Genomic DNA, 24,528 nt, shown 5'->3' with positions numbered 1-24,528 from the left:
GAAGATTGCTCCAAGAGGGAAGAATAGGAAAGCAAGCGGGTTGGAGCAAAAGTGTGCAAAACCGGAAGATTGCTCCAAGAGGGAAGAATAGGAAAGCAAGCGGGTTGGAGCAGAAGTGGGTTAAACCGGAAGATTACTCCAAGTGGAAGGAAAAGGAAAGCAAGCGGGTAGGAGCAGAAGTGGGTTAAACCGGAAGATTACTCCAAGTGGAAGGAAAAGGAAAGCAAGCGGGTAGGAGCAGAAGTGTGCAAAACCGGAAGATTGCTCCAAGGGAAAAAAAGAGAAAGAAAAACATGGTTGAAACAAGGAAAAAGCATATGTATAATAGGGTTACTTGACGGAAACAGAGACAGATAACAACAAAATAGAATATCTGATTTCTGTCGAAAAATTAAACAAGAACAACAGGAGAAAAATCATGCGAATTGTAATACAGCGTGTCAATCACGCATCCGTAAAAGTAGATGGAGAGACAATCGGAAGCATCGGCAAGGGCTATCTGCTTCTGCTCGGTGTGGCAGAGGGAGATACAAAGGAGATGGCGGACCGCTATGTGAAGAAGCTTTCAACCCTCCGGATCTTTGCAGACGAAGAGGGCAAGACGAACCTGTCAATTATCGATGTAGGTGGAGAAGTGCTGGTCGTATCCCAGTTCACATTATATGCGGACTGCAAGAAAGGAAACCGACCAAGCTTTGTCAAGGCGGGGGCACCGGACTTTGCTGAGGAGATGTATGAGTATTTCAAGGCGAAGTGCGTGGAGACATTTGGAAAAGTAGAATGTGGAAGCTTTGGCGCCGACATGAAGGTAGAGCTGGAGAACGATGGACCATTCACAATCTTGTGGGACAGCGAGGAATGGTAAAACATGAAACAAGACAGCCAGATGTTTGGTACAGAGAAAATCAGTAAAATACTATGGAAGATGGCACCGCCTGTGATGCTGGCGCAGCTGATACAGGCACTTTATAACATTGTGGACAGCTTCTTTGTCGGGCGGTATTCCGAGAGCGGACTGACTGCGCTATCCATCATCTATCCAATCCAGCTTCTGATGATCGCATTTGCGGTGGGAACCGGCGTTGGTATCAATACGTGTATGGCGCATTACTTAGGCTTGTCTGAGGATGAAAAGGCGGACGAGATCGGTGGGATCGGAACGCCGCTTTCTCTGCTTATGTGGACAGTATTCGCTGTGTTCTGTTACTTCTTTATGCCAGCGTACGCGAAGATGTCGACGGAGTCCGCAGAAGTAATCAAAGAAGTTGTGATGTATGGACGGATTGTATGCGTCTTTTCTTTTGGACTTTTTCTGGAGAGTATCTGGACGAAGATTCTGCAGGCAAACGGCGATATGAAGACGCCCATGATCGCGCAGATTGCTGGTGCGGTTACAAACATCGTACTAGATCCGCTTCTGATCTTTGGTATGTTTGGATTGCCGAAGATGGGAATCGCAGGTGCTGCGGCAGCAACCGTCGTTGGTCAGATCGTAGCGGCGCTGATCGTCATGCGCAGAGGATTCCGGAGGTCGCCGGCGTTATCTGTATATCTGCCGGATATCCGCAAGATTTATAAGATGGGAATCCCGAATATCCTGATGCAGTCTGCGTACACGTTCTATATATTTGGTCTCAATATGGTACTTGCAACCTTCTCTGATCAGGCGGTGACAGTACTTGGACTTTATTACAAATGGCAGGCGTTTTTCTTCATCCCGCTTGGGGCGATGCAGACCTGCATCGTTCCAATTTTAAGTTACAACTATGCGACGATGAAGATCGACCGTTGCAAGAAAACATTATCGCTGGCACTTGTGTATGGAATGTCACTGATGATGCTTGGCGTGCTTTGCTTTGAACTGATACCGGGACAGATGCTGCATGTATTCTCGCATGACGCAGAAGTGATCCGTATCGGGAAGGTGGCATTCCGTATCATTGCGGTGAGCTTTATTCCGCTTGTGACATCGCTGACATTTCCGGTGTTCTTTCAGGCGGTTGGAAAGGCGTTTACAAGCAGTATGCTTACGGTGGTAAGAACGGTATTTTTATTTGTGCCGCTTGGGTATGCATTTTCAAGAATCGGGCTAAACTTCTTCTGGCTGACATTTCCGGTTACGGATATTATTACATCGATTGCCGGATTTTTGTTGTACCGCCGTTTCCTAAGATTCACCAAAAGTTCATAGAATTTGCGTTGTTTCAGCAAATCTCCTGTGCTATCATATGTAATAATTTGGAAAGTATATAGAATTAAGGCATAAGAAGAGTTGAAAATACGAAAAGTATATTGCAATCTGGTTCTGTATGTGTAATTCCTGCAACTATGTTTGGGATATGCATATGCAAACATAGTTGCAGGAATATACTATACAGAATCAGATTGCAGGATGCAGCAAGGGTATTTTCAAAAAGGAGAAGATTATGGGACTTACGCAGCAACAAGTACAGGAGCGGATCGATCAGGGACTAACGAACGAGAGCGACCTGTCTACCGATAAAACAACGAAGGAGATTATCGTCTCCAATACATTCACATATTTTAACCTGATCTTTTTGATCATTACGGTCTTACTCTGTCTGGTCGGTTCCTTCCGGAACCTGACCTTCCTGCCGATCGTCATCGGCAATACATTGATTGGAATTATACAGGAGATCCGCGCGAAGCGGACACTGGACAAGATGAACCTGCTGAATGCACCGCACGCCATCGTCGTGCGGGACGGCGTGAAGCAGAAGATTGAAACCGAACAGCTCGTACAGGATGATGAGATCATCTTGGAGGCGGGCAACCAGATCTGCGCAGATGCAGTCGTTGTGGAAGGAAACGTGCAGGTCAATGAATCGCTGCTTACCGGAGAAGCGGACGAGGTAGAGAAAAATCCCGGCGACGAACTGTTCTCAGGAAGCTTTGTCGTATCGGGACAATGCCATGCCGAACTCACGCACGTCGGAAATGAATCCTACATCGCGAAGCTCTCACAGGAAGCAAAGACGATGGGAAGCGGCGAGCAGTCCGAGATGATCCGCTCAATCAACCAGATCGTCAAATGGGTTGGTATCGTTATCATCCCAATTGGACTTCTACTGTTTTATCAGAGCCATTTTATCAACCACGAGACGATCCGGCGGAGTGTGACAGCAACGGTTGCGGCGATCATCGGTATGATCCCGGAGGGATTATATTTACTTACGACAATCGCACTGGCTCTCAGCACCATGAAGCTTGCCAGCCGGAAGGTGCTGCTGCATGATATGAAGAGCATCGAAGCACTTGCGCGTGTCGATGTGCTGTGCGTGGATAAGACCGGTACGATCACCGAGCCGACGATGAATGTCAAGCAGATCATATGTAGCAAGAATGGAAAAAATTTACTGCACACACCGGAGGAATTGCAGGAATTACTTGTGGATTATACCCTTGCATCGAACGACAACAATGCAACGATGCAGGCGCTTCGGACATTTGCCGGAAATGAGAGTGTGGCACCAAGCCGGACCGTTGTGGAACGGTATCCGTTTTCTTCGACGACGAAATACGGTGCAATCGTATTTACCGAGGGAACGTATATATTAGGGGCGCCGGAATTTGTCATGGGTGATGCGTATGCAACCGTGGAAAAAGAAATTTCAACCTTCACAAAAACCGGTGACCGTGTCCTGATTTTTGCGAAATATGCAGGAACCGATTTAAAGCATGGACTTACCGAAGAAGTGATTCCACTTGGATTTGTCGTGCTTGCGAACCCGATCCGGGCAAATGCGAAGCAGACATTCGAATATTTTAACGATCAGGGCGTGGCAATCAAGGTTATCTCCGGTGATAATCCGGGAACAGTTTCTGAGGTTGCGCTGCAGGCAGGAATCCTGGGCGCAGAGAATTACGTGGATGCGACTACACTTGATACAGCGGCGAAGCTTAGGGATGCGGTCGAGCAGTACACGGTCTTTGGACGTGTGACACCGAAGCAGAAACAGAAGCTTGTGAAGGCATTGCAGATCAAAGGACATACAGTTGCGATGACCGGGGATGGTGTCAATGATATTTTAGCGATGAAGGATGCAGACTGTAGCGTGGCGATGGCATCGGGAAGTGAGGCAGCAGCGCAGGCAGCACAGGTTGTATTGCTGGATTCGGATTTTGCACATATGCCGGATGTTGTGTATGAAGGAAGGCGTGTCGTTAATAACGTACAGCGGTCAGCGAGTTTGTTCCTTGTAAAGAATATATTTTCTCTGTTGATGGCAGTATTCTCGATGGTTTTGATGATCACATATCCGCTTGAACCGGCGCAGGTATCCTTGATCAGTATGTTCACAATCGGCGCACCGGGATTCCTGCTTGCATTAGAGCCGAACAAGAACCGGATTGAAGGCAGGTTTATCACGAATGTGCTGCTTAAGGCACTGCCGGGCGGTCTGACCGATGTGATTGCAGTCGGAGCCCTTGTCATGCTTGGATCGGTATTCGGACTTCCGGATGCGAGTGTGGCGACAGCCTCAACACTGGTTTTGTCGGTTGTTGGATTTATGATTTTATTTAAGATCAGCGAACCGCTCAATAAGATGAAGTACGGCGTGATCTTCCTGAATATATTCGGACTTGTATTCTCCGGGATATTCCTGAAGAAGCTGTTTGCACTAAGTGATATGTCAAACCGGTGTATATTGTTGATGGTTGTGTTCGGATTTGCAGCGGAATCCTTATTCCGGTATCTTACTCTGGTTGCAGAAAAGTTACGGGCATATTATGAGAGAAAACGCCGGTACACAGGATACAAACAAAAACGCAGACTTCGCAGATAATTAACGAATGATAAAAAGAAAAATCCGGACAATGGGGAGTGCCCATGGTCCGGATTTCTCTTTATTTTTATATTCTGTTGATAGAAATGATTGAATGCCGTAAGATATATTACATGGCTGCCACTCTGGCATCAATATAGCGAATCAGTTCTTCCGCAGAAGCTTTCAGTCCCAGACGGCTTGTGTTGATGCAGACATCATAGTAGCGGGAATCTCCCCATTTGCCGGAAGAGAAGGAATTGTGGTACTGTTTCCGGCTTTTATCGTGGCGTTTCATCTTTGTGAGTGCCTCTTCTGCAGATACATGATTGACTTCCATGATTCGTTGTTGCTTCACATCGGTATCACCAACCAGGAAGATGGAAATCAGTCCCTTGTTGTCTTGCAGGATATCTTCTGCACAACGACCGAGCACAACATAGGACTCACCACTTTTTGCCTTTTCCTTTAGAAAATTAAACTGCATTTCTGCTATGATTTTTTCTACGGAATTCGATTGTCCCAGAACCGTTCTTGTTATAAATGGATTGGCTGGCTTTTCATCGTACTTTTTATAGACATCGTAAGAATTTCCGGTTTCCTTAGAAAGCTCGTCTAAAATGTTTCTGTCATAAAGTGGGATGTTGTAATGCTTGGCAATCATTTCAGCAATCACATGTCCGCCACTTCCATATTCTCGTCCGATTGAAATAATGACCTGTTTGTTCATAAATATACGCTCCCTTCTGTCGCGAAATGAGTCTGTCTTTTGCGTTTTCTATCCATAATTATACATAAGAAGGATGGAAAAAGTCAATGTATGTATGCAGAAAAAATAGGAAAAACTGTATTTGTGAAGAAGAAAAAATAGGGAGAAACAGACAATGAAGAAAACAATGGAATTTACACCGACATCCTTTATTTTAGGGGTGCTGCTTGCTGTTATATTTGGAGGGGCGAATGCTTATCTGGGATTACGTGTCGGTATGACAGTATCGGCATCCATCCCGGCAGCCGTGATCTCGATGGGAATCGTGCGTTTGCTGTTAAAACGGGATTCGATTCTGGAAAATAACATGGTACAGACGATTGGTTCCGCAGGAGAATCACTGGCGGCAGGCGCGATCTTTACACTTCCGGCACTGTTTATGTGGGCGAAGGAGCATGGCACGGCAATGCCGTCTTTTTTTACGATTGCGATGCTTGCCATAAGTGGCGGTTTGCTTGGCGTGCTTTTCATGGTACCTCTTCGCCATGCATTAATCGTGGAAGAACACGGACGTCTGCCATACCCTGAAGGAACTGCCTGTTCGAAGGTATTGCTTGCGGGAGAAGAGGGCGGCGAAAAAGCGAAGAAGGTATTAAAAGGATTGCTCGCAGCAACCATCTATAAATTCTTAGCAGATGGATTGAAGCTGTTTCCGAGTGAAGTGGATTTTAAAAGCCGGAAGCTGCGCGGAGCAGGCTTTGGTATTGATGTACTCCCGGCATTGGTCGGTGTAGGATATATCTGCGGTGCACGAGTTTCTTCGTATCTCTTGAGCGGGGCTGTGCTTGGCTGGCTTGTGCTGATGCCTGCATTTGTACTGGTTGGAGGTGCTAATATCCTGTTTCCGGCAACAAAGGCGATAGAGACATTATCCACATGGGAGTTGTGGGGAAACTATATCCGCTATATTGGAGCCGGAGCAGTTGCGGCAGGAGGAATCATCAGTCTTGTAAAGACGCTGCCGCTGATCGTGACGACTTTCCGCAAGGCGGTGCGTGGTTACGGAAGTGCGGGAAAGGAACGGACGGAGCGAGATATTCCAATGCGGTATGTGATTATTGGAATCGTGGCAATCTTATTGATCCTGTGCGTGATGCCGCAGATCCGGCTGTCTGTACCGATGGCACTTTTTATTGCAGTGTTTGGATTCTTCTTTGCAACCGTCAGTGCGCGGATGGTCGGTCTTGTCGGCTCTTCGAACAATCCGGTATCCGGCATGGCAATCGCAACATTGCTGCTTTCATCCTTCGTGCTGAAACTAACCGGTCAGAACGGGTTAAAGGGGATGACCGTTGCGATTTCGATGGGAACGGTCATCTGTATTGTTGCGGCGATGGCAGGTGATACGTCACAGGATTTAAAAACCGGATTTATCGTTGGAGCGACACCGTGGAAACAGCAGGTTGGGGAACTGATTGGAGCGGCTGTATCCGGGCTTGCAATCGGCGGTGTATTGTATCTCTTGCAGGCAGCATGGAGTTTCGGTGATTCGGAGCTTCCGGCACCGCAAGCGACGTTGATGAAGCTTGTTGTAGAAGGTGTAATGGGTGATTATCTTCCATGGAGCCTGATTTTGATTGGTGTGTTTATCGCAGTTGCGGTGGAAATCGTCGGGATCCCGGTATTGCCATTTTCTATTGGATTGTATCTGCCAATCCACTTGTCGACAGCCATCATGGTTGGTGGTCTGCTGCGTCTGTTCTATGAGCGGAAGAAAAATGAGACATATGTGCAGGATGGAATCTTGTTTTCTTCCGGATTAATTGCAGGAGAGGGATTAATTGGAATCTTGCTTGCGGTAACGACCGTGCTTGGCATAAGTACGAAGTTTGATTTATCCGTGTATGGAGTCAGCCTGGGATCAGCCGGGAGTCTGGCGGCATTTTTAATTCTGCTTGTTGTAATGATTTGTGAAATAAAAAAACAGGAAAAAATGTAAATTGACAGTTGACATCTGAAAAGGGAATGCTATAATAAATGCAAACATATGAATAATTGTTCATATGAAGCAAGAGTTATTAAAAAGGAGATACGAAGATGAAGAAGACTTACAAGATTGATGTTGATTGTGCAAACTGTGCAAATAAGATGGAGGACGCTGCGAAGAATACAGCCGGTGTCAAGGACGCAACTGTAAACTTTATGGCACTCAAGATGATTGTAGAGTTTGAAGAAGGCGCAGATGCAAAGGCAGTTATGAAGGACGTTCTGAAGAACTGCAAGAAGGTTGAGGATGACTGCGAGATCTTCTTATAAGAGATCCGGACAGATGCGGTATGTGTGCATAAGTAAGTAGAAGAGGCAGGCAGAGATAGGAAGTGACGGCTATGACGAAGAAGCAGAAGAAGGTATTGGTTCGAATCATTATTGCAGCGGTATTGGTAATCGCATTGCAGTTTGTCCCGGTAGAAGGATATGTGCGGTTCGGACTGTATATGATTCCATATCTGGTGATCGGATATGATATCCTGAAGAAGGCGGGGAAGGGAATTTTAAACCGGCAGATTTTTGATGAGAATTTCCTGATGGCAGTTGCCACCATCGGCGCGATTGCGCTTGGTGATTACAAGGAAGGCACTGCGGTTATGCTCTTCTATCAGATCGGAGAGCTGTTTCAGAGCTATGCCGTTGGCAAGAGCCGCCGGAATATCAGTGAACTGATGGATATCCGCCCGGATTATGCGAATGTAGAGAAGGACGGAGAGCTCGAGCAGGTCGATCCGGATGAGATCGAGATCGGTACGGTTATCATCGTACAGCCGGGTGAGAAGGTGCCAATCGATGGTGTCGTTGTCGAAGGAACATCATCCTTAAATACAAGTGCACTGACCGGTGAGAGTGTACCGCGCGAAGTCAGCGTGGATGATGAGATCACCAGTGGATGCATCAACATGACCGGCCTTTTAAAGATCCGTACGACGAAAGAATTCGGCGAGTCGACGGTATCGAAGATTTTGGAACTAGTAGAGAATGCAAGTTCAAGAAAATCCCGTTCCGAGAACTTTATCTCGAAATTTGCGAAGGTTTATACACCTGCAGTCTGCTATGGTGCTTTGGCGCTTGCTATCCTGCCGCCGATCGTGCGGATGGCATTTATGGGGCTTGCGCCGGAATGGGGCGACTGGGTATACCGTGCCCTGACATTCCTTGTAATCAGCTGTCCGTGTGCGCTGGTAATCAGTATCCCGCTCAGCTTCTTTGCAGGTATCGGTGGCGCGAGCCGGGAAGGTGTCCTTGTCAAAGGCTCAAGCTTCTTAGAGACATTGTCGCAGACGAAGATCGTCGTATTCGATAAGACCGGTACGATGACGAAGGGCGTATTTGAAGTAAATGGTATCCACCACAGTCCATATAAGGATGAAGAGCTGCTTGAATATGCAGCCCTTGCAGAGAGTTATTCCACCCATCCGATCAGCAAAAGCTTACAGCGTGCGTATGGCAAGCCGATCGATAAGAACCGTGTCAGTGATGTGGAGGAAATCGGTGGTCATGGACTGACAGCAAAGGTGGATGGAAAGGTTGTTGCAGCCGGAAATGCAAAGCTCATGCAGAAGCTTGGTATCGAGTATCATGAGTGCAGCCATGTCGGAACAATCGTACATGTGGCGATTGATGGACAATACGCCGGACATATCCTGATCTCGGATGTCATTAAGGAGCATGCGGCAGAAGCAATTGCGGCACTGAAGAAGTCCGGTATAGAGAAAACCGTTATGCTGACCGGCGATGCGAAGAATGTGGCAGAGCATGTAGCCGCACAGCTAGGCATCGACGAAGTATGCAGTGAACTGCTTCCGGGCGATAAGGTGGAAAAGGTTGAAGAACTCTTGACGAAAAAGCCGGAAAAGGATAAACTTGCATTTGTGGGTGACGGCATCAACGATGCACCGGTTCTTTCGCGTGCCGATATCGGTATTGCGATGGGCGCGCTTGGTTCGGACGCGGCGATTGAAGCTGCAGACATCGTATTGATGGATGACGATCCGCTGAAGATCTCGAAGGCAATCCGGATCTCGAGAAAATGTCTTCGTATCGTATATGAGAATATTTATTTTGCGATTGGTATTAAAGTAATCTGTCTGGTACTCGGCGCACTTGGTATTGCAAATATGTGGTTTGCTATTTTTGCAGATGTCGGAGTTATGATACTGGCAGTGTTAAATGCGATTCGTACATTGTTTGTAAAGAAACTTTAGTGTGAAATGAGGATACTATGGCACATACACAGAAAATGATAGAATGTTGTGAGAGTCACGAGGTACACAAGGATCTGCTGAAGATTGTGAATGAGAAGCTGCCAAGCGAGACAGAATTGTATGACTTGGCGGAGCTGTTCAAGGTGTTTGGCGATTCAACGAGAATACGGATTTTGTTCGTATTATTTGAGGCGGAGGTGTGCGTGTGTGATCTGGCTGAAGCACTCGGCATGACACAGTCCGCGATCTCACATCAGCTTCGTATCTTGAAACAGAATAAACTGGTGAAGAACCGAAGAGAAGGAAAATCCATTTTCTATTCTCTGGCGGATGAACATGTCCGCACAATTATCGCACAGGGGTGCGAGCATATCGAAGAAGATTAAAGTTGTTTCATTTCGTTCTGACGCACAAGGGTTCGTCCCGCGTGGAAAGGCGAGTAATCAAAGAGGGTACTATGGAGAAGCGAATTTCCGTAATCAGCATTATCGTATATGAGAGAGAACAGGCGGCGAAGGTGAATGCGGTTCTGCACGAATATGCAGACTATATCATCGGCCGTATGGGACTTCCGTATGAGAAGAAGGGTGTCTCTATCATATCCGTCGTTATGGATGCGCCGATGTCTTGTACCAGTGCGCTTTCCGGCAAATTAGGGATGATCGATGGTGTGACTGCGAAATGCAATACAGCTAAGATCTAATATATTATGTCACCACGCGGAGCGTGATGACCTATGCATGCATCAGTGTGCTACCTAATATTTAATTAAAGGAGAGCAAATCTATGAACGAGATGAGACGAAATGCAAAGAAGAGACCGGCAGTGAAGAAAGTATTTGCTTTGTTGCTGGCTCTTTCTATGTTCTGCACGCTTTTGGCAGGGTGCGGCAGGAAAGAGGAGACGGACAATGTGACAGTTCGTGTCGGTGCGATGTCCGGTCCGACCGCGATGGGTATGGTTAAGCTGATGAAGGACTCTGAAGAGAAAACTGCGAAGGGCACATATGAATTTGCAGATTTGTCGACGGATCCATCTACGTTTGTGGCACCGCTCACAAAGGGAGATATCGACATTGCTGCGGTTCCATCGAATCTGGCTTCTGTGATCTATAACAATACGAACGGTGGCGTACAGATCCTTGCAGTCAACACACTGGGTGTTTTAAACATCGTGGAGCGTGGAGACAGCGTACAGAGCATCAAGGATCTGGCAGGAAAGAAGCTGTATGCAACCGGACAGGGTGCAACACCGGAGTACACACTGCGCCATATCCTGAAGGAAAATGGCATTGATCCGGACAGCGGACTTACAATCCAGTGGTGTGCGGATACAACCGAAGCACTGTCTTATATTGCAAAGGATTCCGAAGCAATCGCTATGCTGCCACAGCCATTTGCGACAGCCGCAATGGGACAGGTTGACGGATTGCGTGTCGCAATCGACTTAAATGATGCATGGGATGAGATTGAGGATTGTGATATCGTAACGGGTGTGGTTGTTGCCCGGACGGATTTCGTGAAGGAGCATCCACAGGCGGTTGAGACATTCCTTTCTGAATATGAGGCTTCTGTTGCTTACACGAATGACAATGTAGCTGATGCGGCAGAGCTGATCGCCGGATATGGCATCGTGGCGAAGGCACCGCTCGCAGAAAAGGCGATTCCGAAATGCCATATCACCTTTTTGAAAGGGCAGGAAATGAAGGACAGTGTCAGCGGATATCTGCAGATTCTGTTTGATGAGAACCCGCAGGCTGTTGGCGGTACACTTCCGACCGATGATTTTTATTATGGACTGTAAATATGAACTATAAAGAAGGATTAAAGAAAGTGGGTGCAGCGTTGCTTGCACTCACTTTTTGGGAAATTGCAGCACTTCTCATCCACCAGCGAATCCTGCTTGTAACCCCGGTTGCAGTTGCAAAAAGGCTTTGCACGATCTGGCAGGTGGAGGGCTTTGCGCGTGCGATATGGTTTTCGTTCTACCATATTGCAGGCGGTTTTTTGCTTGGCTTGATTCTTGGTTGTCTGCTTGCTTATCTGGCGGCAAAGTACCCGGTTGCAGAGACCTTGCTGTGGCCGTGGATGGCGACAATCAAAAGTGTACCGGTGGCATCGTTCGTCGTGATCTGCCTGATCTGGCTGTCCGCGCGGAATCTGTCGGTGTTTATATCATTTTTGATCGTAATTCCGATCATATACCAGAATGTCTTAGAAGGACTGCGCGCAGAAAACCGCAAGATGCAGGAGGTAGCAACGGTCTTTCATCTACCTTGGCTCAAACGTTTCCGTTATATCGAGCTTCCGAAACTTCGCCCGTTTCTTCTCTCCGCCTGCCGTGTGACAACCGGTATGGCATGGAAGGCAGGCATCGCGGCGGAAATCATCGGCGTGCCGAATGGCTCAATCGGAAAGATGCTCTATACAGCAAAAATATACCTTGATACCGACGATCTGCTTGCGTGGACGGTGATCATTGTCGTGATCAGTGTGGTGGCAGAGAAGGTGTTTTTGGCAGGGCTGTCAAGGGTGCTTGAGCTGAGCTCGCGTTTTATGGAGGATACGGATGCAGAACGTTAGTATAAAAAACATATCGAAAAACTATGGTGATAAGCATGTGCTTAATTGTGTCTCAAAAGAGTTTCCCATGGGAGAAACAACCGTGATTATGGGAGCGTCCGGCTGTGGCAAGACGACTTTGCTTCGGATTCTGCTCGGATTAGAAATGCCGGATAATGGTGAAGTCATCGGAATGCCGGAAAAGGCTGCCGTATTATTTCAGGAGGACCGGCTGTGCGTGGATGTTTCTGCTTATGAGAACATTGCACTTGTGCTGGAACGTAAGACGACACGTGCGCAAAAGGAGGCACAGAAACATATCATACAACAGGAAGCTGCGCAGGTTGGTATTACGGTGGAAGACTTAAAACAGAATGTCATGGAATTAAGTGGTGGCATGCGGCGGCGAATCGCTTTGCTTCGCGCGTTATTGTACGATGCGGACTGTGTGATCTTAGATGAACCATTCAAAGGATTAGACGCCGCGACAAAGCAGAACGTGATGCAGTATGTGAAGGAAAAGACCACAGGTAGGACGACATTTCTGGTGACACATGATGCTGCAGAAGCGGATTTCTTTGGTAGGAATATCTGGAAACTGACACAGGCAAATGAAAAATAAAATCGTGAGTAAAATTTTACTAAAAAAGAGACGTAAATGATAGATGTCTCTTTTCTTATGTGGGAAAATACGATATAATTATAGTGTGCGTGATTGCGCGCAGACAGTTGTAGACAAAGGTTGTCGGACAACTATAAAAAACAGAAATATATAAGAATTTTTATAAAAAGGAGTGTTGAAATGAAGATTAATTATGTAGGAAATCAGGGCGACTTTACTATGGAGAATCCAGAGATGCTTAGTTATCTTTATTTTCCAATCGCAAATGAATCAGGGGTTATGAGTTCGGTTGCACCTGATCTTGCAGGTGACTCAAAGATGAGCCAGAATTCTTTTCTGATGCCACCGGTGAGCTGTGAGAATCTGCACAATGACAAGTCATCCAGAAATGTATGGTGCAAGATTAACGGAAAGACACTCTGGTCATTGACCGGACGTTCCGCAACCCAGCAGGCAGAGCTTTTTACAGAGGACAAGGAGCCGACCTATTTGGAGGCAGGCTTTATGCATCACAAGATCACACGCACGTCCGAGAGAAACGGTGTGAAGGCATCTCTTTCCAGCGTATCCCCGATCAGCGGTGAGAAGCTCGAACTTCTGAAGGTAGAACTTACGAATATTTCAGACAAGGAAATGACAATGCAGGTCGTAACTGCGATTCCGCTTTACGCAAGATCCGCAGACAATATCCGTGACCATCGTCATGTAACGGCTCTGCTTCATCGTATCACAACGAATGAGACAGGTATCCTTGTAAAGCCGACGATGACATTTGATGAGCGTGGACATAAGCGCAACGAGATCAACTATGGTGTGTTTGGCGGAAATGAGAATGAGACACCGATCGGTTACTACCCAATCGTGGAAGATTTCATCGGTGAGGGCGGAAATCTGGAGAACCCACGTGCACTTTACAAGAATCCACTTGTCCCATATGCAAAGGGCGAAGGCATCGACGGCTACGAAGCATTGGGCGGTGTTGTATTCGCAGAGAAGAAGGTTGCTGCCGGTGAGACGATCTCCTATGTGATCGCAATGGGCTATGGCGACAGCGCAGAGGAGCTTACAACGGCTGCGAACAAGTTCCTGAGCGTCAAGGCATTTGACAAGGCATGGGACGAGACAATCGCATACTGGCAGGAGAAGGTCAATGTCTCTTACCATACAGGCAACAAGGATTTCGACCAGTGGATGAAGTGGGTAAGCTTCCAGCCAATGCTGCGTCGTATCTATGGATGTTCGTTCCTTCCACATCATGATTATGGTAAGGGCGGCCGTGGATGGCGTGACCTGTGGCAGGATTGTCTGGCACTTCTTATTATGAATCCGGATGGCGTGCGTCAGATGTTGATCGACAACTTTGGTGGTGTGCGTCTCGATGGTACAAATGCAACCATCATCGGAAGCAAGCAGGGCGAATTTATCGCTGACCGTAATGGTATCGCGCGTGTATGGATGGATCACGGCGTATGGCCATATCTTACAACGGAGCTTTATATCAATCAGACAGGAGATTTGGATATCCTGTTAGAAGAAAATACATACTTCAAGGATCTTCTGATCTGTCGTGGTGAGGATCGCGATACAGACTGGGATATCTCACAGGGCGAAAAGCAGAAGGATGTAGCAGGAAATGTATACTCCGGAACATTGTTAGAGCATCTGCTCATCCAGAATCTGTCTTCGTTCTATGATGTCGGAGAGCATAACGAGATCCGCCTGCGTGGTGCGGACTGGAACGACGCTCTTGATATGGCTGCACAGCGTGGCGAGAGTGTGGCTTTTACAACGATGTATGCAGACAATATGGACCACATTGCAGGACTGCTTGTAGCGTTTGAGGCATCCGGTAAAAAGACTGTCAAGATCGCAAAGGAGATGCGGCAGCTTCTCGTATCCGGTGCAGATTTGTATGAGAATGTGGCGAAGAAACGAGAAGTTCTGATGAATTACTGCGAGACATGCAGACATACACTTTCCGGTGAGAAGGTAGAGATTCCTGTAGCAGAGCTTGCTGCAAACCTAAAAGAGAAGGCGGACTGGATGCGTGAGCATATCCGCAAGACGGAGTGGGTACAGACAGCCGAAGGCGACGGCTTCTTCAATGGCTATTATGATAATTCCGGTAAGGCAGTTGAGGGCGATGTATGTGGTGGTGTCCGTATGATGCTTACATCTCAGGTATTCACAATCATGTCGAAGACAGCAACGGAAGATCAGGTGGCCCAGATCGTGAAGTCCGCAGATAAGTATCTGTACGATGCTTCTGTTGGAGGTTACCGTCTGAACACCGATTTCCATGAGGTAAAGATGGATCTTGGACGTATGTTTGGATTCGCGTATGGCCACAAGGAAAATGGTGCCGTGTTCTGTCACATGGCAACGATGTTTGGAAATGCACTTTATACGAGAGGCTTCGCGAAGGAAGCGTATAAAGTATTTCATACATTATTTGAGCACTGCAACGATGTTGAGAAGAGCCGCATCTATCCGGGTGTGCCGGAGTATGTGGATGCCAAGGGACGTGGCGTGTACCACTATCTGACCGGTGCTGCAAGCTGGCTGCTAGTGACTGTTATCACACAGATGTTTGGTGTGCGTGGACAGATGGGAGATCTGGCATTCGTACCACAGCTTCTTCCGGAGCAGTTTGATGCAAATGGTGAAGCCGGACTTTCGATGATCTTTGCAGACAGAAATGTCAAGATCGTTATGAAGAATGCTAAGAAGAAGGCACCTGCCGATTACAAGGTAAGTGCAATCACAATCGATGGCACTGCATATGCATTCGATGCCACACCAGTCATTAAGCGCGTCGATATCGAGGCACTCTCCAAGGATGCACAGCATACGATCGAGGTGACACTTGCATAGAAGGTAAAAATGACGCACGTGTTATTTGTTATTGATACTTTGTAGATGCGGTGATGAAACCACATATAAGTGGATTATAGTTTCATAGAATACCAATTTATACGCAGACCATTGGAACACGCCAGCACTTAACGAGCTGTGTCTGAAGAATGAAGACACAGGGAGTTTAGTGTCTGTTGCGTGTGGAAGTGAGCGAGAGCGAGTCTGCGTTGAATTGCGTATTCTATGGAACTATCAGATAGTGTAGAGGTTTCATCACCGGAACAGATAGAAAGGAAAAGAACATGGAAGGAATTGAAATTATAGATTTTCAGCCAGAAGGCTACAAACCACTTGTCGATTACGAAAGCTGGAGAGTTGCAGTCTTAAAGTTCTGTGATGATCTGCTGATCGAGAATGTTAAGACGATGCAGAAGCATTTGTATACAGATGAGGTATTCGTGCTGGTACAGGGACATTGTACATTGTTCCTGGCAGGTGAGGGGGACAAGCCGGGCAAGATCACAGCCGTACACATGGAGCCACACAAAATCTACAACATCAAGAAAGGCACCTGGCATAACCATATCATGGATACGGATGGTGAAGTTGTGATCGTGGAAAACCGTGACACCTGTGATGATAACTCCCCGATTCTGCCACTTGACTCAGAACAATTAGTGGAATTGGCAAACGTTGCAAAATAAATCAATGTAATCTATACGAATAAGAAAGGGAAAAAGATATGTTTGACAATAAGAAAAGATTTATCATTGAAAACTACAACAAGCAATCCTGCTTTGCAAGCTTTCTGCCGGGCATCAGCGGTATCCACGGAACGCCCCTCTGGAACTTCTATGTAAACCGCGGACAGGCAATCTGCAGCTTCGGTTCAGAAAACAAAGATCATTCCATCATGGAATTTTATCCGGCACATCAGTCTTACCAGTTTACAAAGACGATGGGGTTCCGTACATTCCTAAAAGTAGATGGAACATTCTATGAGCCATTTGTAGATGATGACATGCCACATAAGATGTATATCGGCATGAACGAGCTTGAAATTGAAGAGACAAACGAAGCACTTGGAATCAGAGTCAATGTGCTGTATTATACAATGCCGAATGAGCGTCTTGGAGGCCTGGTTCGTACAGTTACAATTACAAATCTGACTTCTGACAAGAAAGATGTCGAGATCCTGGATGGTATGCCGGCACTTTTGCCATATGGTATCCATTTAAAGGATATGAAAGATACTGCACAGACGACAAAAGCGTGGATGCAGGTGGAAGATGTGGAGCAGAAGCTTCCTTATTATCGTGTTCGTATCGCGCTTGTGGATGCGGCAGAGGTTTCCGAAGTAGAAGCCGGAAACTTTATGGTATCTGTGAATGCAAAGGGCGAGAGACTTCCGATCATTGCGGATCCGGAACTGATCTTTGCTTATGATACAAGCTGTGCAAAGCCTGTTAATTTCTTCAATACAGAAGTGCTTGCACTTCCCGGCAGACATCAGCTCTTAGCGAATATGGTTCCGGCAGGTTTTGCATGTGCGCATGAGGAGATTGCTGACAGCTATACGTTATATTCTGTAATTGGACAGGCTGGAACGAAGGAGCTGTTCCATACATTCGCAGATTGCGGTATGAATGCAGATTATTTTGCAAAGAAACATGAGGAAAATGATACGATTATCAATGAACTTGCAGATAATATCAAAACAGTGACAGCAGATCCTGTATTTGATGAGTACTGCAAGCAGACATACATTGACAATGTGCTCCGTGGCGGTTATCCGGTAAAGCTTCCGGGTGGACATATCTTCTATGTATATTCCAGAAAGCATGGCGATGTAGAGCGTGATTACAATTTCTTCTCTATGCTTCCGGAGTATTATTCACAGGGAAATGGAAATTTCCGTGATGTAAATCAGAACCGTAGAAGCGATATTTATTTTGCAAACTTTGTTGGTGATTATAATGTCAAATTGTTCTATGATCTTCTTCAGTTAGATGGATATAATCCGTTGCTGGTTAAGCAGATAACTTATACATTGCAGGAAGATAAGAAGGACGAAGTATTTGCTTACGTCACAGATAACCGTGATGTATTGGAGAAGCTTTTTGCAAAGCCATTTACACCGGGTAATCTGTACGCACAGATTTACAACAAGAAGGTTGGACTCAGCGTTGATGAAGACCAATTCTTTGCAATTGTGATGGAACGCAGCGTAGAAAATCAGAATGCTGATTTCGGTGAGGGATATTGGAGTGATCACTGGACCTATAATCTGGATCTTGTGGATGCATATCTTTCTGTATATCCGGAGAAGGAAGAGACAATGCTTTACGATGAAAAGGATTATACATATTATGAATCAAAGGCAACCATTCTTCCACGTACAAAGCGTTATGTAAAGACTGCAAAGGGTGTAAGACAGTACAATTCCATTGAAAAAGAACAGAAGGAAGGCGTTACATTTAACCAGGCGCGCACGCAGTATGGTAAGGGAGATGTTTATACATCGAACCTTGTAACGAAGCTTGTCATGATGAGTGTCCTGAAATTCGACACTTTGGATATGAAGGGTATCGGTGTTGAGATGGAAGGTGGAAAACCGGGCTGGTATGATGCGTTGAATGGTCTGCCGGGAATCTTTGGTTCTTCTGTCTGTGAGACATATGAATTGCAGAGAATGCTTTTGTTCCTCCGCGGTGAGTTAAAGAAGTTCAATCGTCCGGTGGAAGTATGGACAGAACTTGCAGCGCTGATCGAGAAGACAGAAGAGGCACTTGTATCTTACGAAGAAAACAAAGACCGTCTGGCAGTATGGAATGCTGTAAATATTGCAAAGGAAAGCTATCGTGCGAAGACTGTGTTTGGTATTGAAGGAACGCTTGAGACATTGGAAGCAGCAAAGCTGGTTTCTCTGCTGGATCGTATGATCGCATATGTAGATGAAGGAATCAAGCTTGGCTGTGAGATGAAGGATGGTATTGCTCCTGCTTATATGGCATACAGCATGAAGGATTACACAGAAAAAGATGGCGTGATCACACCGGAAGATCTTCAGGTAGTTGATGTTCCGTTGTTCTTAGAGGGACCGGTTCGTTATCTGAAGCTGCCACAGGCACATGCAGATAAGGTTACACTTTACGATAAGGTAAAGGCATCTGACATGTACGATAAGAAACTCGATATGTACAAGGTCAATGCACCGCTTACGAAATGCTCGTATGAGATTGGACGTGCACGTGCATTCTCACCAGGATGGCTGGAGAATGAATCTATCTGGCTGCATATGGAATACAAGTATCTCCTGGAGCTTTTGAAGTCCGGACTTTATGAGCAGTATTATGCAGATTTAAAGAAGATGGGCATTCCATTCCTTTCTTATGAGATGTATGGAAGAAGTCCGTTGGAAAACTCATCTTTCCTTGCAAGCTCTGCGAACTTTAATGAGAAGATTCATGGAAAAGGCTTCGTAGCAAGATTGAGTGGTTCGACAGCAGAGTTCCTTCAGATGTGGGAGCTTATGATGAATGGTGCCGAATTGTTTACATTAGAAGATGGCAGACTTACATTCAAACTCACACCGGCAATCCCTGCATATCTTGTAAAGGAAGATGGCAAGGTAGAGACAACATTATTTGGAAATATTAAGGTTGTATATGATTGCGGAAGCAGAAAAGATTTGATTCCGGGACAGTATACAGTCACAAAGTATGATCTGGTTGGTACAGATGGTAACGTAGAAACCTGCGAAACTGCCTGTGTAACGGGAGATACTGCGACTGCAATCCGTGAAGGAAAGATTGCGGAAATCCGTGTGACAATCGCATAATTTAGAAAGTTCGTGACAAGAACAGAGAAATTATATATAATAATTGTCAATTAATTAAAAAAACATGAAATACGATGTCGCATCGGAACATAAATATGCTTCCGGTGCGTCTGTCGTGTTTTTGGAAAGCGGCAGATGAATCGGTTTCATTTGCGTAAAGAGGAATTATGTATATAGAAGAACAACGTAGAAGAGCATTGAGCCTGCTCGCTAATTTGATCATATGGGTGTTCGAGGCAGTATCTTTTGGTGTAATCTGGTTTGGAGAGTACCACAAACCGTTATTTTTTCGGGGGAATTATGTCGTGATTGGTTTGTATGCGGTGTTTATCTTTTTGATTACAAAAAGTTTTAACGGCTACAAGCTGAGTTATATGCGTGTACTCGATTTGTGTCTGTCACATGGACTTGCTATCGTGATTGGCGGTGCCGTTGCTTATATTTTTATCTGCATGGTATCCCGTGATTATATGAATGTGATTCCGGTTATCATCATGGTCATTATCCAGATTGTGTTTGAGACATTGTGGGTAATCTTGGTTCAGCATATCTATATGTTGTTTTTCCCGCCACGGAAACTAATCGTTATCTATGGTATCTATCCGCCCGAGAATTTCCTGCTTAAAATCAATGCCAGACGGGATCGTTACCAGATCTGCGAGGTGTTAAACTATCAGCAGGGTATGGAGAAAATCCAGCAGGACGTGTTGGATTTTGAAGGCGTTGTATTATATGATCTGCCATCCGAGGATCGAAACACAATTCTGAAATATTGTTTCAAACATTCGATTCGAACGTATGTAATTCCGAAAATTACAGATATTATTATGAAAGGCTCCGATGATATGCACCTGGTCGATACGCCGGTATTTTTGTCCAGAAACATCGGTTTGCAGGCGGATCAGAGATTTTTTAAGCGTGCAACCGATCTGATTATATCCGGTATTGGGATTTTGGTTGCATCTCCAATCATGCTGATTATTGCAATTGCCATCAAAGCGTATGACCACGGGCCGGTATTTTACCGGCAGGTACGTCTGACGCGTGGCGGAAAGCCGTTCATGATCTACAAATTCCGAAGTATGCGGATTGATGCGGAAGCAAATGGGGCACAGCTTGCAAAGAAGAACGATGATCGAATCACTCCGGTTGGAAAAGTGCTGCGGAATCTGCATCTGGATGAGCTGCCTCAGCTTTTTAATGTGTTTGTCGGAGATATGTCGATGGTTGGACCGAGACCGGAACGGCCGGAGATTTTTGAAAAATACGAGGAATCGGTGCCGGATTTTGATTTTCGTCTGAAGGTAAAGGCGGGACTGACCGGGTATGCACAGGTGTACGGAAAATACAACACCACACCGATTGATAAATTGAAATTGGATCTGACATATATTCAGGAATATTCTTATCGGTTGGATCTGAAATTATTGCTTTTGACCTTCCGTATTGTGTTCCGCAAGGAAAGCTCGGAAGGTGTGGATAAAAACCAGCAGACCGCGTTAAAGGATAAAAACGAGAAAGGATAAAGGTATCGCACATGAATGTAGCAGTGATTATTGCCGGAGGATCCGGACAGAGAATGGGACAGGATATCCCAAAGCAGTTTATCAATGTATACGATAAACCGGTTTTGATCTATACGTTGGAGAGTTTTCAGAGAAATGATCTGATCGATGCCATTGAAGTTGTCTGCATCGATGGATGGCACAACGTATTATGGGCATATGCCAAGCAGTTTAATATCACAAAGGTGAAATGGGTAATCTCCGGTGGCAACAGCGCACAGGAGTCTATCCGGAACGGTGTTTATAACCTGAAGGATGTCTGCATGGCAGATGATAATATTATCATCCATGACGGTATCCGTCCATTGGTGGATGATGAGGTGCTTGAAGATGTCATTGCCAAGTGCAATGAGCATGGAAATGGTGTGACTTCTCTCCCTTATAACGAGCAGATTTTTGTGATTGATGATGAGGTATCCACAACAAAATACATTCCACGTGAGACATTGCGCCGCGTATCAACGCCACAGGCATACAAGTTTGACAAACTCGTGTGGGCGTATGAGAAGGCATTTGCAGAGGAAATCGGCATCTATGGTTCTTCTTATACAAATACAATGATGGTAGAGCTTGGCGAGCGTCTGTATTTCGCAAAGGGCTCGGACAAGAATATCAAGCTTACAACAAAGGATGATTTAGAGATTTTCAAGGGATATCTGACCGCAGAGAAAGATAAATGGTTGAAGTAGGAGAGACGACGATGCATTTATATGACAGTGAAATTTATATGCAGGATGTGTGTGCGGTTGCGAGTATGATTCAGGTACAGGAGCTTGCAGATGCATCGGTGCTGATCTCCGGAGGGACCGGAATGATCGGCAGCTTCCTGATTGATGCGCTTTTATATGCGAATGAGAATTATGGGGCGCAGACAGAGATTTATATATTAGGCAGAAATGAGGACAAAGCACGTGCCAGGTTCGCAGATTATGCGGATTGTCCACAGTTCCATTTTATCAAGCAGGATATCAATGAGAAAGTTGTTGGGAATCCGGCAATGCCGGCAAAGATAGACTATGTGATTCATGCTGCGAGTAATACCCACCCGGTTGCCTATGCAAGTGATCCAATCGGAACAATCACAGCAAATGTATTGGGAACCCAGTATCTGCTTGACTATGCGAAGGCAGCAGGCTGTAAGCGCTTCGTGTTTTTATCTTCGGTTGAGATCTACGGAGAAAACCGCGGGGATACCGATAAATTTGCGGAGGATTATCTTGGCTATATTGACTGCAACACGATGCGTGCAGGATATCCGGAGAGCAAGCGTACCGGTGAGGCATTGTGCCAGGCGTACCGCAAGCAGAAGGAGATGGATATTGTGATTCCACGTCTGTCCCGTGTGTATGGTCCAACGATGCTGCTGAGTGACACAAAGGCGCTATCCCAGTTCATCTTAAAGAGTGTGAAGCGCGAAGATATCGTATTAAAGAGCGAGGGAACACAGGAGTTTTCATATGCTTATGTGGCAGATTGTGTCGCTGGAATCCTTGCTGTTATGATGGATGGCAGAGATGGTGAGGCATACAATATCTGTTCGAAGGATTCAGATGTGCAGCTGCGCGATGTGGCAAAGCAGCTTGCGAATCTCGCAGATAAGCAGGTCGTGTTTGATCTGCCGGATGCAACGGAGCAGGCGGGCTATTCCAAGGCAACGAAGGCAACACTTGACACAACGAAGCTTCGGAAAGAACTCGGATTTGAATCACAGTACGATATGAAGACCGGACTTTCCCACACCGTACAGGTGCTTCGGGAAATCATGTAGATAGGAAATAGGAAAATATGGGAACAAAAATAAAGGAGTTTCGTCAATATAACAATTTGTTTACGGAGCTTGTCAGAAAAGGAATCAAATTAAAATACAGACGATCTTATCTCGGAATTGTCTGGTCGATGATCGAACCATTGCTTACGATGATTGTATTGACACTGGTATTCGGTACGCTGCTGGGACACAAGGAAAAATCATTTCCGGTCTATATTTTGACCGGACGGCTGATGTACACATTGTTTTCACAGTCAACGACTTCTGCCTTAAAGTCAATCCGGCAAAATGAGGCGATGATCAAGAAGGTGTATGTTCCAAAATATCTGTATCCGCTTGCAAATATCTGTTTCAATTACATCTTGTTCCTGATTTCGCTTGTCGTGCTTGCGGTTGTTGCATTGGTGTTGGGCGTGTTCCCAACGTGGCGTACACTGCTTGCCATCGTACCGCTGATCAATCTGTTTTTATTATCTATCGGCGCGGGCATGATACTTGCAACGATCGGTGTGTATTTCCGGGATATGGAATATCTGTGGAATGTTGCGTTGATGCTTATTATGTATACCTGCGCGATTTTCTATTATCCAAAGAAGATTTTGAACAGTAATGTAAGCTGGATTTTGAAATTCAATCCGCTGTTTTGCATTATCAACAATTTCCGTAACTGTGTATTCGGCAGGGCGATGAGCACACATATGCTGATTTATTCCTTCACTTTTGCATTCGTCTGTATCGTGATCGGAATGGCAGTATTCAATAAGAAACAGGACCAGTTTATCCTGCATCTGTAAGGCATGGGAGGAGATATCGTGAGCGAAGAGACAAGAAAAGACGTAATTACATTATCCCATGTTGGCATGGAATTTCATTTAAACAAGGAAAAAGTTGACAGCCTGAAGGAATATTTTATCAAGCTTGTCAAGCATGATATTGCGTACACGGAGTTCTGGGCGTTAAAGGATGTGACATTTACAGTCAAACAGGGCGACCGGGTTGGAATCTTAGGCTTAAATGGTGCGGGCAAATCGACTTTGATGAAGGTGATTGCAGGTGTGTTCAAACCGACAGAGGGAACAATTGAGAAAACGGGTGTGCTTGCACCGATGATTGAGCTTGGTGCCGGTTTTGATATGCAGTATACCGGTGCGGAGAATATTTTCCTCTATGGAGCGGTGCTTGGTCATTCCCGTAAATTCATGGAGGAAAAATTCGATGAAATCGTGGAGTTTTCTGAACTTGGGAAATTTATTGATGTGCCATTAAAGAATTATTCTTCCGGAATGAAGGCAAGGCTCGGATTTTCGATTGCGACCGTGGTTCGTCCGGACATTCTGATCCTTGATGAAGTGTTGTCGGTAGGAGATGCGAAATTTCGTAAGAAGAGCGAGAAGAAACTGGTCGATATGATGGATACCGGTGTGACGGTGCTTTTCGTATCGCATAATTTGGACCAGGTGAAGCGTATCTGCAACAAGGCTATGATCTTAGAGCATGGTGAGATGAAAGCATTTGGAGATATCGACGAGATAGCTCCTATCTATGAAGAGATGATTGAGTAAT

General features: G+C 45.7%; 21 protein-coding genes. 20 read left to right on the top strand and 1 reads right to left on the bottom strand.

Features of this window, described 5'->3' with window-relative positions; all coding sequences use genetic code 11:
• Nucleotides 1-53 precede the first annotated feature (53 nt).
• From KP625_RS13560 to KP625_RS06475, 4 genes are all read left to right on the top strand, one after another.
• Nucleotides 54-188: a hypothetical protein gene (locus KP625_RS13560; protein ID WP_255731694.1), complete on the top strand. Its 135-nt coding sequence runs from the start codon at nt 54-56 to the stop codon at nt 186-188.
• A 230-nt stretch (nt 189-418) separates the two neighbouring features.
• Nucleotides 419-865 carry a D-aminoacyl-tRNA deacylase gene (dtd, locus tag KP625_RS06485; protein ID WP_238299834.1) on the top strand — a complete coding sequence of 149 codons (447 nt, stop codon included), beginning with the start codon at nt 419-421 and terminating at the stop codon, nt 863-865.
• Nucleotides 866-868: 3 nt separating this feature from the next.
• Complete coding sequence (locus KP625_RS06480; RefSeq protein ID WP_238299833.1) at nt 869-2,191, top strand: MATE family efflux transporter; 1,323 nt, start codon at nt 869-871, stop codon at nt 2,189-2,191.
• 166 nt (nt 2,192-2,357) lie between these two features.
• Nucleotides 2,358-4,808 carry a cation-translocating P-type ATPase gene (locus KP625_RS06475; protein ID WP_370641430.1) on the top strand — a complete coding sequence of 817 codons (2,451 nt, stop codon included), beginning with the start codon at nt 2,358-2,360 and terminating at the stop codon, nt 4,806-4,808.
• 109 nt (nt 4,809-4,917) lie between these two features.
• Here the strand turns inward: KP625_RS06475 and KP625_RS06470 are convergent, their stop codons facing one another.
• Nucleotides 4,918-5,517, bottom strand: coding sequence for an AAA family ATPase (locus KP625_RS06470; protein WP_238299832.1), 600 nt, complete (start codon nt 5,515-5,517; stop codon nt 4,918-4,920).
• A 154-nt stretch (nt 5,518-5,671) separates the two neighbouring features.
• Between KP625_RS06470 and KP625_RS06465 the strand changes: the two genes are divergently transcribed.
• The 16 genes from KP625_RS06465 (at nt 5,672) to KP625_RS06390 (ending at nt 24,527) form a co-directional block, all read left to right on the top strand.
• Nucleotides 5,672-7,495 (top strand): OPT family oligopeptide transporter, encoded by a 1,824-nt coding sequence (locus KP625_RS06465; RefSeq protein WP_238299831.1) that lies wholly within the window; start codon nt 5,672-5,674, stop codon nt 7,493-7,495.
• A gap of 98 nt (nt 7,496-7,593) precedes the next feature.
• Nucleotides 7,594-7,812: a cation transporter gene (locus tag KP625_RS06460; RefSeq protein WP_117780764.1), complete on the top strand. Its 219-nt coding sequence runs from the start codon at nt 7,594-7,596 to the stop codon at nt 7,810-7,812.
• A 71-nt stretch (nt 7,813-7,883) separates the two neighbouring features.
• Nucleotides 7,884-9,752: a heavy metal translocating P-type ATPase gene (locus KP625_RS06455; RefSeq protein ID WP_238299830.1), complete on the top strand. Its 1,869-nt coding sequence runs from the start codon at nt 7,884-7,886 to the stop codon at nt 9,750-9,752.
• 17 nt (nt 9,753-9,769) lie between these two features.
• Nucleotides 9,770-10,138 carry an ArsR/SmtB family transcription factor gene (locus tag KP625_RS06450; protein WP_177970046.1) on the top strand — a complete coding sequence of 123 codons (369 nt, stop codon included), beginning with the start codon at nt 9,770-9,772 and terminating at the stop codon, nt 10,136-10,138.
• Between the two features lie 71 nt (nt 10,139-10,209).
• A complete protein-coding gene (locus tag KP625_RS06445; protein ID WP_177981561.1) occupies nt 10,210-10,455 on the top strand; it encodes a TM1266 family iron-only hydrogenase system putative regulator in 246 nt (81 codons plus the stop codon).
• Between the two features lie 83 nt (nt 10,456-10,538).
• Nucleotides 10,539-11,555 (top strand): ABC transporter substrate-binding protein, encoded by a 1,017-nt coding sequence (locus tag KP625_RS06440; RefSeq protein WP_238299829.1) that lies wholly within the window; start codon nt 10,539-10,541, stop codon nt 11,553-11,555.
• 2 nt (nt 11,556-11,557) lie between these two features.
• Entirely contained in the window at nt 11,558-12,334 is a 777-nt protein-coding gene (locus KP625_RS06435) for an ABC transporter permease (RefSeq protein ID WP_177970048.1), read from the top strand.
• Nucleotides 12,321-12,935 carry an ATP-binding cassette domain-containing protein gene (locus KP625_RS06430; RefSeq protein WP_238299828.1) on the top strand — a complete coding sequence of 205 codons (615 nt, stop codon included), beginning with the start codon at nt 12,321-12,323 and terminating at the stop codon, nt 12,933-12,935. Before KP625_RS06435 ends, KP625_RS06430 begins: the two co-directional genes overlap by 14 nt.
• A 180-nt stretch (nt 12,936-13,115) precedes the next feature.
• The gene (locus KP625_RS06425) at nt 13,116-15,809 is read left to right on the top strand and encodes a GH36-type glycosyl hydrolase domain-containing protein (protein WP_238299827.1); all 2,694 of its coding nucleotides are present in this window, start codon (nt 13,116-13,118) and stop codon (nt 15,807-15,809) included.
• A 284-nt stretch (nt 15,810-16,093) separates the two neighbouring features.
• Entirely contained in the window at nt 16,094-16,495 is a 402-nt protein-coding gene (locus KP625_RS06420) for a hypothetical protein (RefSeq protein ID WP_238299826.1), read from the top strand.
• 38 nt (nt 16,496-16,533) lie between these two features.
• The gene (locus KP625_RS06415; RefSeq protein ID WP_238299825.1) at nt 16,534-19,632 is read left to right on the top strand and encodes a hypothetical protein; all 3,099 of its coding nucleotides are present in this window, start codon (nt 16,534-16,536) and stop codon (nt 19,630-19,632) included.
• A gap of 167 nt (nt 19,633-19,799) precedes the next feature.
• Nucleotides 19,800-21,158 (top strand): exopolysaccharide biosynthesis polyprenyl glycosylphosphotransferase, encoded by a 1,359-nt coding sequence (locus KP625_RS06410; protein ID WP_238299824.1) that lies wholly within the window; start codon nt 19,800-19,802, stop codon nt 21,156-21,158.
• Nucleotides 21,159-21,169: 11 nt separating this feature from the next.
• Entirely contained in the window at nt 21,170-21,886 is a 717-nt protein-coding gene (locus KP625_RS06405) for an IspD/TarI family cytidylyltransferase (RefSeq protein WP_177970578.1), read from the top strand.
• Nucleotides 21,874-22,965, top strand: coding sequence for an NAD-dependent epimerase/dehydratase family protein (locus KP625_RS06400; RefSeq protein WP_238299823.1), 1,092 nt, complete (start codon nt 21,874-21,876; stop codon nt 22,963-22,965). Before KP625_RS06405 ends, KP625_RS06400 begins: the two co-directional genes overlap by 13 nt.
• 17 nt (nt 22,966-22,982) lie before the next feature.
• The gene (locus KP625_RS06395; RefSeq protein WP_238299822.1) at nt 22,983-23,759 is read left to right on the top strand and encodes an ABC transporter permease; all 777 of its coding nucleotides are present in this window, start codon (nt 22,983-22,985) and stop codon (nt 23,757-23,759) included.
• A gap of 66 nt (nt 23,760-23,825) precedes the next feature.
• On the top strand, nt 23,826-24,527 hold the full coding sequence (locus KP625_RS06390) for an ABC transporter ATP-binding protein (protein ID WP_238299916.1): 702 nt from the start codon (nt 23,826-23,828) through the stop codon (nt 24,525-24,527).
• Nucleotide 24,528: the final 1 nt, after the last annotated feature.

Source organism: Eubacterium sp. MSJ-33 (assembly GCF_022174665.1).
Lineage (GTDB): Bacteria > Bacillota > Clostridia > Lachnospirales > Lachnospiraceae > Coprococcus_C.
Note: the sequence above shows the minus strand (reverse complement) of the source record. Positions and strands in the feature narration are given on the sequence as shown.

What these genes read in the sequence shown, in the direction of transcription:
- dtd (WP_238299834.1), top strand. Translation starts at nt 419, where the DNA reads ATGCGAATTGTAATACAGCGTGTCAATCACGCATCCGTAAAAGTAGAT.
- KP625_RS06450 (WP_177970046.1), top strand. Translation starts at nt 9,770, where the DNA reads ATGGCACATACACAGAAAATGATAGAATGTTGTGAGAGTCACGAGGTA.
- KP625_RS06480 (WP_238299833.1), top strand. Translation starts at nt 869, where the DNA reads ATGAAACAAGACAGCCAGATGTTTGGTACAGAGAAAATCAGTAAAATA.
- KP625_RS06405 (WP_177970578.1), top strand. Translation starts at nt 21,170, where the DNA reads ATGAATGTAGCAGTGATTATTGCCGGAGGATCCGGACAGAGAATGGGA.
- KP625_RS06400 (WP_238299823.1), top strand. Translation starts at nt 21,874, where the DNA reads ATGGTTGAAGTAGGAGAGACGACGATGCATTTATATGACAGTGAAATT.
- KP625_RS06440 (WP_238299829.1), top strand. Translation starts at nt 10,539, where the DNA reads ATGAACGAGATGAGACGAAATGCAAAGAAGAGACCGGCAGTGAAGAAA.
- KP625_RS06435 (WP_177970048.1), top strand. Translation starts at nt 11,558, where the DNA reads ATGAACTATAAAGAAGGATTAAAGAAAGTGGGTGCAGCGTTGCTTGCA.
- KP625_RS06465 (WP_238299831.1), top strand. Translation starts at nt 5,672, where the DNA reads ATGAAGAAAACAATGGAATTTACACCGACATCCTTTATTTTAGGGGTG.
- KP625_RS06410 (WP_238299824.1), top strand. Translation starts at nt 19,800, where the DNA reads ATGTATATAGAAGAACAACGTAGAAGAGCATTGAGCCTGCTCGCTAAT.
- KP625_RS06455 (WP_238299830.1), top strand. Translation starts at nt 7,884, where the DNA reads ATGACGAAGAAGCAGAAGAAGGTATTGGTTCGAATCATTATTGCAGCG.
- KP625_RS06470 (WP_238299832.1), bottom strand. Translation starts at nt 5,517, where the DNA reads ATGAACAAACAGGTCATTATTTCAATCGGACGAGAATATGGAAGTGGC.
- KP625_RS06460 (WP_117780764.1), top strand. Translation starts at nt 7,594, where the DNA reads ATGAAGAAGACTTACAAGATTGATGTTGATTGTGCAAACTGTGCAAAT.
- KP625_RS06395 (WP_238299822.1), top strand. Translation starts at nt 22,983, where the DNA reads ATGGGAACAAAAATAAAGGAGTTTCGTCAATATAACAATTTGTTTACG.
- KP625_RS06445 (WP_177981561.1), top strand. Translation starts at nt 10,210, where the DNA reads ATGGAGAAGCGAATTTCCGTAATCAGCATTATCGTATATGAGAGAGAA.
- KP625_RS06415 (WP_238299825.1), top strand. Translation starts at nt 16,534, where the DNA reads ATGTTTGACAATAAGAAAAGATTTATCATTGAAAACTACAACAAGCAA.
- KP625_RS06425 (WP_238299827.1), top strand. Translation starts at nt 13,116, where the DNA reads ATGAAGATTAATTATGTAGGAAATCAGGGCGACTTTACTATGGAGAAT.
- KP625_RS06430 (WP_238299828.1), top strand. Translation starts at nt 12,321, where the DNA reads ATGCAGAACGTTAGTATAAAAAACATATCGAAAAACTATGGTGATAAG.
- KP625_RS06390 (WP_238299916.1), top strand. Translation starts at nt 23,826, where the DNA reads ATGGAATTTCATTTAAACAAGGAAAAAGTTGACAGCCTGAAGGAATAT.
- KP625_RS06420 (WP_238299826.1), top strand. Translation starts at nt 16,094, where the DNA reads ATGGAAGGAATTGAAATTATAGATTTTCAGCCAGAAGGCTACAAACCA.